This is a genomic window from Acidovorax sp. SUPP2539 (genome assembly GCF_030158975.1).
Lineage (GTDB): Bacteria > Pseudomonadota > Gammaproteobacteria > Burkholderiales > Burkholderiaceae_C > Paracidovorax.
In genome coordinates this window covers 969,790-986,463 of sequence record NZ_BQXJ01000001.1, presented here as the reverse complement: position 1 = coordinate 986,463, position 16,674 = coordinate 969,790, and the positions used below count along the sequence as shown (strand labels likewise).

Sequence of the window (16,674 nt, the reverse complement as noted above, 5' to 3'; positions counted from 1 at the left end):
GCCCCACGCCAGCGGATTCGCGGCCCTGCGCCGGGGCCCGGGCGGCCGGGCGTGCACGTTTTTCGAGAGATTCCATAACCGCAAATGCTAGCGGCCGCCCGCGCAAGGCATCGGCCGAACAGCGCGGCTTTTCCCCCGTTGCCAGGGGGCTTGGGGGCCTCTTCACCCGGGGTTTCCCGCACGCGCCGGCCCCGCTGCTGCGGTGCTCGCCTACGCGGCGTTCGAGCGGCGTTGCGACAAAATCCGCGCATGTCCCGCCCCGCCGCCCCCCTGCCCCCCACGCCGCCCCTGGCGCGCCAACTTCCACCCACCTCCGCGACGACAGGGCAGCTTCCGGCCGGCGACCCGCCCGACCACTCCGACATCTCCCCCTCCACCCCCGCATCCGCACCCACCGCCGCGCCCGAGCCGGGCGACGATGTGCCGCCCGAACCCCTGGCCTCCAGGGCCTCGGAGGGATCGGCCAACCCGCCCGCCTCCACGGCCCCTTCCGCACCCGCCGCGCTGCCGGCCTCGCCCGCAGCACCGCACGCCGAACCGCACCCATCACCATCCCCGGCACCCGCCATGCCCTCGGCGGCCGCTGCCGCCGCGGCCCTGCCCGGGGCGCCGGGCTTCATGCTGAACATGCCGATCGACGTGCGCAACATGTCGCTCGCGCTGCTGGCCCTGTTCGCCACCGTCGCACTGCTGCACTGGGCCAGCGCCGTGTTCATTCCCCTCATGCTGAGCGTGCTGCTCACCACCGCGCTGCACCCGGCGGTCACCGCCCTGCACCGCTGGCACATCCCGCGCTGGCTCGGGGCCGGGGTGCTGCTGATGGGCATCGTCGGCAGCCTGGGCGGCGCGGCCTGGTCGCTCAGCGACGGCGCGGCCGAGCTGGTGGATTCGGTGCCCGTGGCCGCGCGCAAGGTGCGCGATGCCATGCGCCAGCGCGTGGGCGGGCCCAGCCCGCTGGACACCATGCAGAAGGCCGCCACGCAGATCGAGCAGGCCGCCACCGAAAGCATTCCGCCGCAGACGCGCCGCGGCGTGCAGCGCGTGGTGATCGAGCGCGCGCCCTTCAACATCCGCGACTATGTGTGGAGCGGCACCATGGGTCTGGCCTCGGCCGCCGGCCAGCTCACCGTGGTGATCTTCCTGACCTTCTTCGCGCTCGCATCGGGCAACCTGTTCCGGCGCAAGCTCATGCGCATCGCCGGCCACAGCCTGGAGCGGCGCAAGGTGACCATGGCGGTGCTGGACGACATCACCGGCCAGATCCAGCGCTACCTGCTGGTGCAGCTGCTCACCAGCGTGCTGGTGGGCGTGGCCACCGGCGCCGTGTACGCCCTGCTCGGGCTGGAAAACCCCGCCGTCTGGGGCGTGGTGGCCGGGGTGCTCAACCTCGCGCCCTACATCGGCTCGGTGGTGGTGACGGGCGCCTCGGCGCTGGTCGCCTTCCTGCAGTTCGGCACCGTGGACATGGCGCTGGCTATCGGCGGCGCATCGCTCGTCATCCACACCCTGGTGGGCAATCTGCTCACCCCCTGGCTCACCAGCAAGACCAGCCGCATGAGCCCGGTGGCCGTGTTCGTCAGCGTGCTGGTGTGGGGCTGGCTGTGGGGCCTGTGGGGCCTGCTGCTGGGCATTCCGGTGATGATGGCCGTGAAGGCGATCTGCGACCGGGTGGAGGATCTGCGGGCGGTGGGGGAACTGCTGGGGGATTGAAAGAGGTCGAAAACGGCATCGGCTAACGAGAGACCGAGCCGGGCGCACGGCCCAGTTCCGTCATCAGGGCATTGAAGATCAGGTCGCTCGTGCCTGCAATTTCGCGGGGTGTGGTTGTGCTCACCTGCCGCAGGGACAGGACCCCGTTGAAGGCGGCCAAGATGGCACGCGCAGCATCTTCCACCGGAACCTTGAAGCGACCGGTATCCACTAAGCGCTGGACGAGCGCCTTCATGTCGGCGAAGGTTTCGACGAGCAACTCCGGATGGCGCTGGGCTTGCTCGTAAAGCAGGGCGTAGAGGTGTGGGCGTTTGAAGGTGAAGTCGACCGCATCGTCCCAATGCGTTCGCAACTGCTTCATCAGATCGTCAGACGCTTTCGGGGAGCGCCTGCGTGACATGAACTCGGCCCGGCCGTGCCGGACAAGCGCCATCGCCAGAGAGTCTTTACCGCCGAAGTGATGGTAGAGCGTGGGCGCCTTGATGCCGGCAGCCGCGCAAACGGCACGGGTCGTCAGACCTGCAGGTCCGTGCGTGTCCAGCAGTGCCGCAGCAGCTTGAAAAATTGCAGTCTCGGTATCGGATGCCACGGTGAATTCAGAAAACGCGTTTGAAGGAATGCCGAGGGCGGAAAGTCGGCGCGACCAAGGCGGCAATTCATGCGAACTGGCACAGCGAACCGATGCACAAAACGTTCGCAGTCCATCCGCACACCGCATCGGCGCCATGTTACTTCTGCCGCTTGCAGCGACTGCGCATTGGAGACGACGCCTCGGGAATAAACCAGCGGCTTGTCGCGAGTCGAACCGACCAAAACATACCGCACCTCTATCTGCATCGCATGGCCCCGGCAACCGTCTGCAGACCAATCCACGCTTCGGCAATTCATATATCGACGATATATTATTTATGTATCATAGATATACCTCCGTCGCTCCCTCACGCCTTCCGGGCGGGAAGACAGGCACAACCAGCCAGGCAAGCACTCACCCACCCTGACTTCGCGGGCAATTCCGCCCCACAAGGAGAAAGAATTGAGCACCCAAACCACTCCCCAGCCAGGCACGCGTGCGCTGGTCACCGGCGCATCCAGCGGCATTGGTGCGGCAATGGCTCGCGAATTGGCGGCGCTTGGCGTCGATCTGGTGTTGACAGCGCGGCGCCGAGACGCGCTCGACGAAGTCGCTGCCACCTGCACAGGCGTGAAGGTCGAGATCGTCATCGCGGATCTGGGCAAACCCGATACCGTGCCTGCACTGTGGAGAGCTGCCAATACCAGCGGCCCGATCGACATCCTGATCAACAACGCCGGGTTCGGCTATTTCCGGCGCTTCGACGAAGTCGACTGGGCACGCGATGCAGAACTCATCCAACTCAACATGACCTCGCTCGTCGCGCTTTCGCGCTGTTTTGTCGACGCGCACAAGAACAGCAGCAAACCCTCGCACCTGATGAACATCGCATCGACTGGCGCCTACCAGGCGGTGCCGAATATGGCTTTGTATGCAGCATCGAAAGCCTTCGTGCGCAACTTCAGCGAAGCGCTGCATGACGAACACCGCGGCACACCGCTGTCGGTGACCTGCATCTGTCCTGGCGGCACCGAGACGGCATTCCACGCTGCCTCCGGTGGTGGCGACTATTCGTGGATCGCGAACGCGTCGACGAAAAGTGCAGGATTCGTGGCGCACGCCGCGATCCGCGGGATGCTGCGCGGCCAGCGCACGCTAGTGCCCGGACTGTTCAACAAATTGTCGTGCTTCGGTGTGCGTTTCCTGACGCGGCGGTTCGCGTCGCGGGTCGCGACCCAGGTGCTGGGTAAGCCACGGCTGGCGCTGCCGGCTCGAAAAGGCAATTGACAGCGCCCCTGCGGGTAGGTGCTTGCAGTTGCGCATCCGTGTGATGAGGGCAGTGAAAACGTCTGCGACCGGGTGAAGGGCTTTGCGGGCGGGGGTGGGAAGTTGCTGGGAGATTGAGCGGGCAAAATTCAGACTCTTTCTGCCCGCCAAGCAGCTGGTTCATACGTTGTTCGTAACGGTGCAAGAGGCTTCGTGAACTCACACAGCGTCATGAAGAGACGCCAATATCCTGATCCTCTCAGGAGAACCGATTGAAGATCACCGAAGCACCACGTGCCCGCTCGGCACCCACGGCTCCATCGAGCGAACCCAGCACATCGGCGAGATCTAGCTCTCAGGCAAGCTCGCCCGCTTTACCGCCACGGGCCCAGCACCTTACTCAAGGACACGGCACGATGCGGCCTCGCTCCAACACTGGCAGTCTCTCAGCACCCCGGGCAGGCGAGCAGGCTTTGCACCAAGATCCAGCCTCACGCGGCGACCGCGCGATTTCAAAAAAGGCACTTCAAAAGGTTGACTTCTCTCTTGCCGGGTACTTGCATGTACGCGCTTCCGCAGGACGCCGAATTGACGATCCTGCTGCCATTGATAGGCTAAAACAAGGTCAAACTGCGCTGGCCAGAGGCATTGCTTCACTAGCGCTGGGGCGCGGAAACGTCGCGGCAGACATCGCTGCGAATGACGGTGCACCCTATGTTGCCGTGCAATTGCAGCGGGACGCCGTTGAATTTTTAACGCGCGGGTTGACGTACACCCGGCCAGCCAATGCTGGAAAACCGAGCCTTCTGGCGCAACGCATGATGCGCTTGAATGCGTGCTGGCCCAAGCAGTTCGCCGCTGAACTGAAAGCCCACTTTCCGGACAAGCATGCCGCCGGTGAAGCGATACAGTACATCGCAAAGACAGTCGCAGCCCGGGCTTTTGCTTCAGGCAACTGCGGGGAACATGCCCGTGTTGCCGCCGACAGCCTGATGCAGGATGGACCATCGCCGAGCGCCGTTCGCATCGCCCGCTCAGTCGGCATAGACCACGCCTGGGCAGAGGGGCGCGTAGATTCCAATGAGCTGAGGGATGACGACGTCATCCTCGACGGTTGGATGAGAACCCCAGTCCACTTGCGCGAGGACTCTCATCTGGCGAATGCCGCCACAGAAACACGCTCGGAGTTCGTTGGTGCCGAAACTCAAGCTTGGCTGGCTCAGGTTGTCGCACACATGGTGCAGCAGGTGGCCCGAGACCCTGTGCTATACGAAATCACCGAACGTGCCGACGCGCTTGCACAGGAGAATTTCGACAGAAGAGGGGCGCCTGGCGCAGAAAGCAGCGTGCCACTGAACCTCGACTTGGACCTGCTGCAAGATGCCTCCACACGTTCTGCAACCCAGGCAGGCATACATGCCGACATCGAAGCGAGCGGAACGGCCATCAGCATGGGCCTGTCCATCAAGGAAGCCACTCAGCCTGAGGTGGTCGACGCAATGAAAGGCGCCCGAGACTCCCTGTTAGCGCAGGAATGGCCCACATCGCCAGACTGGAAGCCCAAACCCTTGTCGTTGCCAACTTAAACCGCATCCGCACTGCACCGCCGGCCGAGTGCCACGCTCCCGCTATGGCTGCGCCACCGGAGCGCGCGCCGCCAGCTGCGTAGCCAGGGCCTGCAGCAACGCCAATTGCCGGCACACCAGGGCCAGTTGCGTCTGCACCAGCCGCAGGGTGTCCGGTGCGGCATCGGCGGCCTGTTCCAGCGCGGTGGCCAGCGTTTCGCCGTGGGCTGGGTCGCCCTCCAGGGCGTCGCGGGTGCGCAGGGCGCGGGCGACGGCTTCGAGGCGCTCGACGGCGTAGCGGGCGCCCTCCTGTACTAGTGGGTCGTCCACGCCTTCGGCGAGTTGGCCGCGGTGCGCGCCCAGCGCCGAGAGGTAGTTGAGCAGGGTGTGCGACAGCACCAGCATGCGCATGCCGGCCTGCGAATGCGAGCGCACGTGGCGGGGCTCGCGCAGCATGTGCGACAGGGCGGTGGAGAAGGCGGCGTCGGCGTTGTGGGCGGTGCGGCGGGCCAGGCGGTAGTCGAGGTCGTCGTCCTTGCCGGTGGCGTACTGCGACATGATCTCGCGCAGGTACTGCCCGTTGGCCTGCAGGGCCTGCGCAGCCACGGCGGCCAGGCGCCGGCCCTGCCAGTCGGGCAGCACGACCATCATGGCGGCGGTGGCGATGGCGCTGCCGATCAGCGTGTCGAGCAGGCGCGGCAGGATCAGCGCGTGGGCCTCGCCGGTGGCCTGGTTGAAGCACATGAGCACCAGCAGCGTGATGGCGGCGGTGGCCGTGAGGTAGCGCGTGGTGCGGGTGACGAAGAACAGCACGCCCGCCGCCACTGCGAAGAGCGCCTGCAGCGGCGGGCTGGGAAAGAGCTTGAGCAGCGCCCAGCCGACCACCAGGCCGATGGCGGTGCCGGCGACGCGCTGCGACACGCGCGTGACGGTGGCGCCGTAGGTGGGTTGGCACACGAACAGCGTGGCCAGCGGAATCCAGTAGCCGTGCACGGGGTCGATGAGCTGCATGGCGATGCAGCCGGCCGCGAGCGCCAGCGATAGGCGCGTGGCATGGCGGAACAGCGGCGTGCCCGGGTGCAGCTGCGCGCGCACGCGGCCCCAGGCATCGGCCAGCGACCGGGGCGATCGGTCCAGCAAACTGCTGTCGCCCAGGCGTTCGCCGCCATCGGGGTGGGTGGCGGCGTCGAGCTGGCCGGAGAGCGTGGCGAGGTTGCGGGCCAGCGCGCGCAGGCTGCGCAGGGGGCGCTGCCAGGCGCTCTGGCGCTGGCTTTCCAGGTGGGCGATGGAGTCGTGCAGGTCGGCCATGGCGCGCTCGCCGGCGGGGTCGCGCACGAAGGGCTCGTGCGTCTGCAAAGCCTCGGCCAGGCGGGTGCAGTCCACGCCCTGCAGTTGCAGCACGCGCTGGCAGCGGTAGAGCACGTCGCTGTGGAACAGCACGTCGGCCCAGTCGTTGTAGTGGTGGTGCGACGAGCTGGCGCGCTCGTGGATGTCCTGCGCGATGAAATACAGGTTCAGGTGGCGCAGCAGCCGGCCGGTGGGGGGCGGCGCCTCGCGGCGCGCGCCCAGGCGGCTGAAGATGCTTTCCTTGGTGGTGTTGAGGGCGGACACCACGCGGCCGTTGGTCTGGGCGAGCGCCAGGCGCCGGCGCTCCACGTCCACGCCGCGCACGGGCTCGAACAGGCTGGCCTTGAGCCGCAGGTAGGCGCCGAGCACGCCGTAGAGCTTGGCGAGGTTCTGGCGCACGGGCTGGTGCGGGAACAGCGCGCACCACAGCAGCGACAGCAGGCCGTACCAGGTGGCACCGGCCAGCAGCCAGGTGGGCACGCTGAAGCCCAAGGCCGGGCCGCCCCCGCGCTGGGAGCCGGGCGCCACGCTGATGGCGGTGTAGAGCGCCAGGATGACGGTGGCCAGCGCGATGGCGCGGTAGCGCTCGCCCACGGCGCCGAGCATGGTGAAGCCGAAGGTGGACACGGCCATGCCCGCCACGAACCACAGGGGCCACGGCATCAGGGCCTCGACCGAGAACGCGGCGGTGGCGAAGCAGGCCAGCGTGACGAGCAGCGCCCGCAGCCGGCCGCGCCAGTTGTCGTCGGTCTCGGCGATGGCGCTGGCGATGATGCCCAGGAAGATCGGCGTCACCAGCGGCACGCGGTCCAGCCACCAACACACGGCCATGGCGCCGCTCAGCGCGATGAACACGCGCACGCCGTACACCAGCGCATCCTGCGCCCACAGGCGCCTTGCCCACCCTGCCATTGCCGTTTTCAAGATCGCATCAACCCTGGAGAGAGAAAGAAAAAACCATGGCGCGGGCCCGCGCCGGATGGCCGGAACCCAAGCAGATTCCATACCACGGCACGCGGCCCCCTCCCGTGCCGCGCCCAATTCCCCGCCGTCAGCCGGTGTTGCGCAGCCCCGCCGCGATGCCGTTGATCGAGATGTGGATGCCGGTCTGCACGCGCTCGTCGCCCTGCCCGCCGCGCCAGCGGCGCACCAGTTCGACCTGCAGGTGGTGCAGCGGGTCGATGTACGGAAAGCGGTGGCGGATCGACCGGGCCAGGGCGGTGTTGTGCGTCAGGCGGTGCTTGTCGCCGGTGATGCGGGTGAGCGCATCGGCGGTGCGCTGCCATTCCGCTTCGATGGCGCCGAAGACCTTCTTGCGCAGGCGCGTGTCGGCCACCAGTTCGCTGTAGCGCGAGGCCAGGGCCAGGTCGCTCTTGGCCAGCACCATGTCCATGTTGGACAGCAGCGTGCCGAAGAACGGCCACTGGCGGTACATCTTCTGCAGCAGGGCCATCTGCGCCTTGGGGTCCTGGCCGGGCTGCTTGACGAAGGCTTCCACCGCGGCGCCGAAGCCGTACCAGCCCGGCAGCGTGAGCCGGCACTGGCCCCAGCTGAAGCCCCAGGGAATGGCGCGCAGGTCTTCGATGCGCTGGCTGGGCTTGCGCGAGGCCGGGCGCGAGCCGATGTTCAGCTCGGCGATCTCGCGGATGGGCGTGGAGTTGAAGAAGTAATCGGTGAAGCCCGGGGTGTCGTACACCAGCGCGCGGTAGGCGCCCATGCTGGCCACCGACAGCTGCGCCGCCGCTTCCAGGAAGTCCTTGGTGGCGGGCTTGGTGGGCTGCAGCAGCGTGGCCTCCAGCGTGGCGGCGACCAGGGTCTCCAGGTTGCGCCGGCCGATCTCGGGGTTGGCGTATTTGGAGGCGATGACCTCGCCCTGCTCGGTCAGGCGGATCTGACCGCGCACGGTGCCGGGCGGCTGCGCCAGGATGGCCTGGTAGCTCGGGCCGCCCCCGCGGCCCACGGTGCCGCCGCGGCCATGGAACATGCGCAGCTGGATGCGGTGGCTGGCCGCCAGTTCGTCGAACAGTTCCACCAGCGCGATCTCGGCGCGGTACAGCTCCCAGCTGCTGGTGAAGATGCCGCCGTCCTTGTTGCTGTCGCTGTAGCCCAGCATGATGTCCTGCTCGGCGCCACTGGCCTGCACCATCGCGGCGAAGCCGGGCACGGCGTACAGCTCGCGCATGATGGGCGCGGCGTTGCGAAGGTCTTCGATGGTCTCGAACAGCGGCACCACGATGAGATCGGTGGTGGCGGCGCGGGCACCGCTGCCCGGCACGGGCGGCACGGCATCGAGCGTGCCGTGCATCAGCCCCACTTCCTTTTGCAGCAGCAGCACTTCGAGCAGGTCGCTCACGGTTTCGGTGTGGCTGATGATGTAGTGGCGGATGGCCTGCGGGCCGAAGCGCTCGCGCATCTGCCGCGCCGTCTCGAAGATGGCGATCTCGCCCGTGGTGTGCTCGGAATACGTGGCGCCCACCACGCGCAGCGGCCGGGCATCGGCCAGCAGGCGCAGCAGCAGCGCGCGGCGGTCGGCCTCGGGCAGGGTCGCGTAATCGGGCTCCACGCGCGCCGTGGCCAGCAGCTCGGCGATCACCTTCTCGTGCTGGTCGGAGCTTTGGCGCAGGTCCACGGTGGCCAGGTGAAAGCCGAACACCTCCACCGCACGCACCAGCGGGTGCAGGCGCTCGGCGGCCAGCGCCGCGCCGCGGTGCGAACGCAGCGAGGCCTCGATCACGCGCAGGTCGGCCAGGAAGGCCTCGGCATCGGGATAGGGGTTCTGCGGCGCGACGGCATGGCGCGCGGCCTCGCCGCCGGTCAGGTTGCGCAGCGTGGCGGCCAGCCGGGCGTAGATGCCGGTGAGCGCGCGGCGGTACGGCTCGTCCTGGCGGTGCTCGCTGTGGTCGGGCGAGCGCTCGGCCAGGGCCTGCATGTCGGGCGAGACCTGCACCAGCCGGGCCGACAGCGACAGCTCGCCGCCCAGAAAGTGCACCTCGGTCAGGTAATGGCGCAGCGCCACCTCGGCCTGCCGGCCCAGCGCCAGCGAGAGCGTGGCCGCGCTGACGTTGGGGTTGCCGTCGCGGTCGCCGCCGATCCACTGGCCCATGCGCAGGAAGCTCGCCACGGGCTGGTTGCCCAGTTCGCGCTCCAGATCGGCATAGATCTTGGGGATCTCGCGCAGGAAGGTCGATTCGTAGTACGACAGCGCGTTCTCGATCTCGTCGGCCACGGTGAGCTTGGTGTAGCGCAGCAGGCGCGTCTGCCACAACTGGGCCACGCGGGCGCGCAGCCGCGCCTCGTTGGCCGCCAGCTCGCGCGGGGTGAGCGCGTCCTTGGCGCTGTTGTACAGCTGCGCGCGCACCTGGATGTCGCCGCGCTCGGCCAGCAGCTGGGCGATGTCGCGCTCGGCATCCAGGATGCTCTTGCGCTGCACCTCGGTCGGGTGGGCGGTGAGCACCGGCGCCACGTAGCTCCTGGCCAGCGTCTGCGAGATGGTGCGCGGCGCGATGCCCGCCCAGCGCATGCGCGCCAGCGCCACCTCGATGCTGCCCTCCTGGGCGCTGCCCGCGCGCTCGTGCACGGTGCGGCGGCGGATGTGGTGGCGGTCCTCGGCCAGGTTGGCCAGGTGGCTGAAATAGGTGAAGGCCCGGATCACGCTGACCGTCTGGTCGCCCGACAGGCCCTTGAGCAGCTTCTTGAGCGCCTTGTCGGCCTCCTGGTCGGCATCGCGGCGAAAGGCCACCGACAGCTTGCGCACCTGCTCCACGAGGTCGTAGGCGGCGACCCCTTCCTGCTCGCGGATCACGTCGCCCAGGATGCGGCCCAGCAGCCGGATGTCCTGGATCAGCGGCAGGTCCTTGTCGGTCCTGCGGGGGGCGGCCGGTGCGGGCGCGGCGTCGGTCTTGCGGGGGGTCGCGTTCATGCGGAAAAGGTCTCCTGCGCGCTCGGGCGCATCATGGACAGAGGGCGGCGGCTGCTGCGGGCCCATGCTAGCATCCCCGCTGCCCGCGCCGCCCGGCGCACCCGCCCCGCGCACCCCCGGCCTTGCGCCCGTGCCCGGCGGCCCTCCTACCGCGATGAACCCCTTCGAAACCCCCACCCATTTCCCCTTCGTGATCGCCACCCGCGAAAGCCGCCTGGCCCTGTGGCAGGCCGAGCACGTGCGCGCCCTGCTGCAGGCACGCGGCCACACCGTGACGCTGCTCGGCATGACCACCAAGGGCGACCAGATCCTGGACCGCACGCTCAGCAAGGTGGGCGGCAAGGGCCTGTTCGTGAAGGAGCTGGAAGTGGCGCTGGAGGAAGGCCGCGCGCACATCGCCGTGCACTCGCTGAAAGACGTGCCGATGGAGCTGCCCGACGGCTTTCACCTGGCCGCCGTGATGGAGCGCGAGGACCCGCGCGATGCCTTCGTCTCGAACCGCTTCGCGCGCCTGGCCGACCTGCCCCAGGGCGCGGTGGTGGGCACCTCCAGCCTGCGCCGCCAGGTGCTGCTGCAGGCCCTGCGGCCCGACCTGAAGATCGAGCCGCTGCGCGGCAACCTGGACACCCGCCTGCGCAAGCTCGATGAGGGGCTGTATGACGCCATCGTGCTCGCCGCCGCGGGCCTGAAGCGCCTGGGCCTGGACGACCGCATCCGCGCCACGTTCGAGCCCGCCGAGATGCTGCCCGCCGCCGGCCAGGGCGCGCTGGGCCTGGAGGTGCGCAGCCACCGGCAGGACGTGATCGCCGCGCTGGCGCCCCTGGCCCACCTGCCCAGCTGGCTGGGCGTGACGGCCGAGCGCGCCGTGAGCCGCGCCATGGGCGGCAGCTGCTCCATGCCGCTGGCCGCGCACTCGCACTGGCGGGCCGACGGCACGCTGCAGCTCGACGCCGCCTGGGGCGACCCGCACGGCGTGCTGCCGCTGGTGCGCGCCACCGTCTCCGGCACGGTGCAGACGCTGGCGCAGGCCGACGCGCTGGGCAGCGACGCCGCGGCGCAACTGTGCGCACAGGGCGCGCAGCCCGCGGGCTGAGCCCCACCCCCGCCAGCCCCTGGTGCCGCCCTTGAGCCTCGCCGCCCGCACGCCCCCCGCCCGCCGCGCCATCGTCACGCGGCCCGAGCGCGATGCCGCGCAATGGGTCGTGGCCCTGCACGCGCGCGGCATCGAGGCCACGGCCCTGCCCCTGATCGCCATCGCCGGCTGCAGCCACCCCGATGCGGTCGCCGCGCTGCGCCGGGCGCGCGAGGGCTTTGGCGACTACCGCGCGGTGATGTTCGTGAGCGCCAATGCCGTGCGCTATTTCTTCGAGTCCAATCGGCCTCCAGCGCATGATCCACTAGGGCATACCGCTATAAAAACAAGAGCATGGTCCCCCGGCCCCGGCACCGCCCAGGCGCTGCGGGACAGCGGCATGCCCGCCGCGCGGATCGACCAGCCCGCGGCCACGGCCGGGCAGTTCGACTCCGAATCGCTGTGGGAGCGCGTGCAGCCGCAGGTGCAGCCCGGCGACCGCATCCTGATCGTGCGCGGCGCGCAGGGCGAGGCCGACGGCCCGTCGGACGCCGCCCAGGGCGGCACCGGGCGCGAATGGCTGGCGCAGCAGATCGCCGCGGCCGGCGGGCAGGTGGAGTTCGTCGCCGCCTACGAGCGCGCCGCGCCGCAGCTCACGCCCGCGCAGCAGGCCCTGGCCACGCAAGCCGCCACGGACGGCTCGCTCTGGCTGTTCAGCAGCTCCGAAGCCATCGCCCATCTCGCCGCCGCGCTGCCCGGCCAGGACTGGCGCGAGGCCCGCGCGCTGGTCACCCACCCCCGCATCGCGCAGGCCGCCGACGCCCTGGGCTTCGGGGCCGTGCGCCAGTGCCGGCCCGCCCTGGACGACGTGGTCGCCTCGATAGAATCGCACCCATGAGTTTTGAGCCCGCTTCCGCCCCCGCCGCCCCACCGCTGGCCGCCCCGCCCTCCGGTGCGGCCGTGCCCGCAGCGCCCGCGAAAGGCGCCAGCGGCAACCGCTACGCGCTCTGGGCCCTGGGGTTCGTGGCCGCGGCCGGCCTGCTGGGCAGCGTGTTGCTGTGGCAGCGCCTGAACACCATCCAGGAGCAGCTGGCGCGACAGACCGCCGACTCCGGCACCCAGGCCATCGAAGCCCGCACCCTCGCCCACCAGGCGCTGGACGTCTCGCGCGAAACCGCAGCGCGGCTCACCGTGAACGAAACCCGCGTGAGCGAAGTGGCCCTGCAGCGCGCGCAGCTCGAGGAGCTGATGCAGAGCCTGTCGCGCTCGCGCGACGAGAACCTGGTGGTGGACATCGAATCCGGCATCCGCCTGGCCCAACAGCAGGCCCAGCTGACCGGGAGTCTGGAGCCGCTGGTGGCCGCCCTCAAGAGCGCCAACCAGCGCATCGAACGCGCCGCCCAGCCTCGCCTCGCGCCCCTGTCGCGTGCCATCGGCCGCGACCTGGAGCGCATCGGCGCCGCCCAGGTGACCGACACCGCCGGCCTGCTCGCGCGGCTCGACGATCTGGTGCGGCAAGTGGACGAGCTGCCCCTGCAGAACGCCGTCGCCCAGGCCGCGGCCACGCGCCGCATGAACGCCCAGGTGTCCGCGGGCGACGCCGCCGCGTCGCCCGCCGCGCCCAGCCCCTGGTGGCAGTCCGTGCTGCAGCGCGCGTGGGAGGTCGTGCGCGACGAGGCCCGCGGCCTGCTGCGCGTGAGCCGCATCGACCGGCCCGAGGCCATTTTGGTGTCGCCCGACCAGGCATTCTTCCTGCGCGAGAACCTGAAGCTCAAGCTCATGAACGCCCGTCTGGGCGTGCTGGCCCGCCAGCTCGACTCGGCCCGCGCCGACCTGGCCGCCGCCAGCGCCGCGCTCAACCGCTACTTCGACCCCGCGTCGCGCCGCACGCAGATGGCCGCCACGGTGCTGCAGCAGGCCCAGTCGCACATCCGCACGGCCGAGCTGCCGCCGCTGGACGAAACCCTGTCTGCCCTGGCCACGGCCGCGGCGGGCCGCTGAGCCGCCGGAGGACCGCCCACCCATGCGCGCCGCACTCTGGTTTCTGGCACTTTTTGGCGTGGCCGTCGCGGCCGCGCTGTTCGCGGGCAACAACCAGGGCACGGTGACCCTGTTCTGGCCGCCCTACCGCGTCGATCTCTCGCTCAACCTCGTCCTGCTGCTGCTGGTCGGTGGCTTCGCCACGCTGTATGCGGCGCTGCGCGCCCTGGCCGCGCTGCTGGAGCTGCCCCGCCAGGCGCGGCGCTGGCGCGCACAGCAAAAGGAGCGCTCCATGCACGCGGCGCTGCTTGATGCGCTGTCGCAGCTGCTGGCCGGGCGCTTCATCCGCTCGCGCAAGGCCGCGACCGCCGCCCTCGCGCAAGAGAGCGCGCTGGAGGCATCGGGCGAGGCCGTGCCGCACGGCCGCCAATTGCGCACGCTGGCCCATCTGGTGGCCGCCGAAAGCTCGCACGCCCTGCAGGACCGCGCCACGCGCGAGGCGCATTTGCAGAACGCGCTCAACAACATTCCCGACCGCGCGCCGGTCACCGAGCTGGAGCTGCGCGAAGGCGCGCACCTGCGCGCGGCCCGCTGGTCGCTGGACGAGCGCGATGCCAACGCCGCGCTCGAACGCCTGGCCGCCCTGCCCCAGGGCGCGGCCCGGCGCACGCTGGCGCTGCGCGCGCGGCTGAAGGCCACGCGCCTGGCCCATCAAACGCAGGAAGCCCTGGAGACCGCGCGGCTGCTGGGCAAGCACCGGGCGTTTTCGCCCGCCGCGGCGCAGAGCATCGTGCGCGGCCTGGCCATGGAGCTGCTGAACGGCGCGCATGACCCGGCCCAGCTGCAACAGGTCTGGATGTCGCTGGAGCCCGCTGAACGCGCCATGCCCGAACTGGCCATCCATGCGGCGCAGCGCCTGAGCACCCTGGGCGGCGACGCCGGCCAGGTGCGCCAGTGGCTGCTGCCCGTGTGGGAACGCATGGTGGAACTGCCGCACGCCATTCCCGACCACCAGGCGCTCAAGCTGGTGCGCGCCCTGGAAAACAACCTGGACGCGCTCGACGCCGCCTGGCTCGCCCGCATCGAATCGGCCCAGCAGGCCAACCCCCGCGATGCGCGCCTGCAGTACCTGGCCGCCATGGCCTGCCTGCGGCGCCAGCTGTGGGGCAAGGCGCAGCAACTGTTCACCCAGTCCACGGGGCAATTGGGCGATGCCAGCCTGCGCTGCAGCGCGTGGCGCCACCTGGCCGAACTGGCCGAGCAGCGCGGCGACGCCACGGCGGCGGCCACGGCCTGGAAGAACGCCGTCCTGGCGTCCTGACGCAAGGCCGGGCCCAGGCGCCGTGCCGGGGCCTGCGACCACCGCCCTCTCTGCGGCCGCTGAAGGCCGCGCTCCGCTCTTGGCCGTGGGCCGCGTTACGCCAGCGCGACCGCCGGCGCCGCATCCAGATTCCAGCCGCCCTCCTCCCACGCCCACACCACCTGCGGTGCAATCGCCTGCAGAAAATGCCGGTCGTGCGACACCACCAGCAGCGCGCCGGTGAACGACGCCAGCGCGGACTGCAGCGCCGCCACGGCCCGCGCATCGAGGTGGTTCGTGGGCTCGTCCAGCAGCAGCATCTGCGCCGGATCGCCGCTCCACAGCGCGCAGGCCAGCGCGGCCTTGATGCGCTCCCCGCCGCTCAAGGTGCCCGCCGGCCGCTGCACGCAGGCGGCGTCCAGCCCCAGCTGCGCGAGCCGGGTGCGCAAGGCGGCGGGCGGCAAAGGCGAGCCGGTTTGCGCCAGCCGCTCCAGCACGCTCAGCCCCGGTGGCAGCAGCGCCGCGCTGTGCTGGTCGAGCCAGGCCGTGCGCACCATGCACTGCACCCGTCCCGAGGCGGGCGGCAGCTGCCCCGCCACCATGCGCAGCAGCGTGGTCTTGCCGCAGCCGTTCGGGCCGGTGATGGCGATGGGCGGGCTACTGCGCCGTGGCGACCACGGCAGGGGTGGCACGGCGCGCTCCAACTGCAGCACCGGCTTGGCCAGCGGGATGGCGCTGTCCGGCAACGGCATTGCCAGGGCCGCAGCGGGCGCCACCCGGCCGGCGGCCTCGCGCACGGCGGCATCCAGCCGCTCGCCCGCCTCTTCGCGGCGCACATGCTCCCGGCCCGCGAAGGCCTCTGCACGGTTTTTTTGAAGGCCCAGCAGCAGCGGCGACTGGTTCGCGTCTTGCCCTGCCGCGCGGCCCCGGGCGGCGCGCCGCATCTGCGCGTCGTGCTGCCGCCGCAAATCGCGTTGTGCGGCATCGCGTTCGGCGCGCGCATGGTGCAGCGCGGCCTGGGCCGCCTGGGCCTCGGCATCGCGCTGCGCCGCATAGACATCCCACGCACCGCCGTAGTGGCGCAGGCCTTGCGGGGTGAGCTCGGCGATGCGGTCCACCGCCTCCAGCAGCGCGCGGTCGTGCGTGGCCACCAGCACCGCGCCCCGCCAGTCCGCCAGGGCCGACAGCAGCCAGCGCCGGGCGGGCGCATCGAGGTGGTTGGTGGGCTCGTCCAGCAGCAGCACGTCGGCACCCGAAAGAAAAGCGCCCGCCAGCGCCACGCGGGCCCGCTCGCCACCGCTCAGGCAGGCCGCTTCGCGATCCGGGGACAGGTGGTCCAGCCCCACGCCGTCGAGCGCGCGCCGCCAGCGGGCCGCGCAGTCCCACTGCCCGTCCGCGAGCAGCAGGTCGGCTTCATCGCCCTGCCCGGCCTCCAGCCGGGCCAGCGCCCCCAGCACGGTGTCGATGCCCGCCAGCGCCGCCACGGTGGCGCCCGCGCGGTGCTGGTCCACCGCATGCAGGCGGCCCGGCTGCTCCACCGTGCCCGAGGCCGGCGCCAGCGTGCCGGCCGCCAGGGCGAGCAGCACGCTCTTGCCCACGCCGTTGTCGCCCACCAGGCCGGTGATGCCGGGGGCGAGGTGGAGTGTGGGCGGCTCGGCCCAGAGCGCCTCGCCGTCGGGTCGCCGCCATTGCACCCGGGCCAGGCGCAGCAGCGCGCCCTCCCGCCCCGGCGCGCAAGCCGCCAGGGGAGAAGACGTGGAAGAAGAGGAAAGGGAAACGGGTGCGGTGCGCGCTGCACCGCGGGGCGGACGGGCGTCCGCGTTGAATGTCGCCATGGTCGAGCTCCAAGCCATCGAATCGGCCGCCTCCCCGGATCGGTGGGGCAAGCGGAACGAACGGAGGGGGCTTACAGGCGCATGGGTGAAGAACCTCGGTGGCGGCGAT

The 16,674-nt window shown here is 70.4% G+C and carries 11 protein-coding genes; 7 read left to right on the top strand and 4 right to left on the bottom strand.

From position 1 onward, the window contains the following. Positions 1 to 249: 249 nt before the first annotated feature. On the top strand, positions 250 to 1,710 hold the full coding sequence (locus AVTE2539_RS04460) for an AI-2E family transporter (RefSeq protein ID WP_284408500.1): 1,461 nt from the start codon (positions 250 to 252) through the stop codon (positions 1,708 to 1,710). Positions 1,711 to 1,732: 22 nt separating this feature from the next. Here the strand turns inward: AVTE2539_RS04460 and AVTE2539_RS04455 are convergent, their stop codons facing one another. Next, a complete protein-coding gene (locus tag AVTE2539_RS04455; protein WP_284408499.1) occupies positions 1,733 to 2,299 on the bottom strand; it encodes a TetR/AcrR family transcriptional regulator in 567 nt (188 codons plus the stop codon). 444 nt (positions 2,300 to 2,743) lie between these two features. Here AVTE2539_RS04455 and AVTE2539_RS04450 point away from each other — a divergent pair, with 444 nt between their 5' ends. Next, a complete protein-coding gene (locus AVTE2539_RS04450) occupies positions 2,744 to 3,568 on the top strand; it encodes an SDR family NAD(P)-dependent oxidoreductase (protein ID WP_284408498.1) in 825 nt (274 codons plus the stop codon). Positions 3,569 to 4,020: 452 nt separating this feature from the next. After that, complete coding sequence (locus AVTE2539_RS04445) at positions 4,021 to 5,133, top strand: hypothetical protein (RefSeq protein ID WP_284408497.1); 1,113 nt, start codon at positions 4,021 to 4,023, stop codon at positions 5,131 to 5,133. Positions 5,134 to 5,175: 42 nt separating this feature from the next. Here the strand turns inward: AVTE2539_RS04445 and yccS are convergent, their stop codons facing one another. Both yccS and ppc read right to left on the bottom strand, forming a co-directional pair. After that, a complete protein-coding gene (yccS, locus tag AVTE2539_RS04440; RefSeq protein WP_284408496.1) occupies positions 5,176 to 7,371 on the bottom strand; it encodes a YccS family putative transporter in 2,196 nt (731 codons plus the stop codon). Between the two features lie 139 nt (positions 7,372 to 7,510). Further along, a complete protein-coding gene (ppc, locus tag AVTE2539_RS04435) occupies positions 7,511 to 10,378 on the bottom strand; it encodes a phosphoenolpyruvate carboxylase (RefSeq protein ID WP_284408495.1) in 2,868 nt (955 codons plus the stop codon). A gap of 154 nt (positions 10,379 to 10,532) precedes the next feature. Between ppc and hemC the strand changes: the two genes are divergently transcribed. The 4 genes from hemC to AVTE2539_RS04415 are packed head-to-tail and all read left to right on the top strand — an operon-like array spanning position 10,533 to position 14,751. Next, the gene (hemC, locus tag AVTE2539_RS04430) at positions 10,533 to 11,471 is read left to right on the top strand and encodes a hydroxymethylbilane synthase (protein ID WP_284409418.1); all 939 of its coding nucleotides are present in this window, start codon (positions 10,533 to 10,535) and stop codon (positions 11,469 to 11,471) included. Positions 11,472 to 11,502: 31 nt separating this feature from the next. Beyond that, positions 11,503 to 12,348: a uroporphyrinogen-III synthase gene (locus AVTE2539_RS04425; RefSeq protein WP_284408494.1), complete on the top strand. Its 846-nt coding sequence runs from the start codon at positions 11,503 to 11,505 to the stop codon at positions 12,346 to 12,348. Continuing rightward, on the top strand, positions 12,345 to 13,451 hold the full coding sequence (locus tag AVTE2539_RS04420) for a uroporphyrinogen-III C-methyltransferase (protein ID WP_284408493.1): 1,107 nt from the start codon (positions 12,345 to 12,347) through the stop codon (positions 13,449 to 13,451). Before AVTE2539_RS04425 ends, AVTE2539_RS04420 begins: the two co-directional genes overlap by 4 nt. Positions 13,452 to 13,473: 22 nt before the next feature. After that, positions 13,474 to 14,751 carry a heme biosynthesis protein HemY gene (locus AVTE2539_RS04415; RefSeq protein ID WP_284408492.1) on the top strand — a complete coding sequence of 426 codons (1,278 nt, stop codon included), beginning with the start codon at positions 13,474 to 13,476 and terminating at the stop codon, positions 14,749 to 14,751. Positions 14,752 to 14,846: 95 nt separating this feature from the next. Here AVTE2539_RS04415 and AVTE2539_RS04410 read toward each other — a convergent pair whose 3' ends face one another. After that, positions 14,847 to 16,565 carry an ATP-binding cassette domain-containing protein gene (locus AVTE2539_RS04410; RefSeq protein WP_284408491.1) on the bottom strand — a complete coding sequence of 573 codons (1,719 nt, stop codon included), beginning with the start codon at positions 16,563 to 16,565 and terminating at the stop codon, positions 14,847 to 14,849. Positions 16,566 to 16,674: the final 109 nt, after the last annotated feature.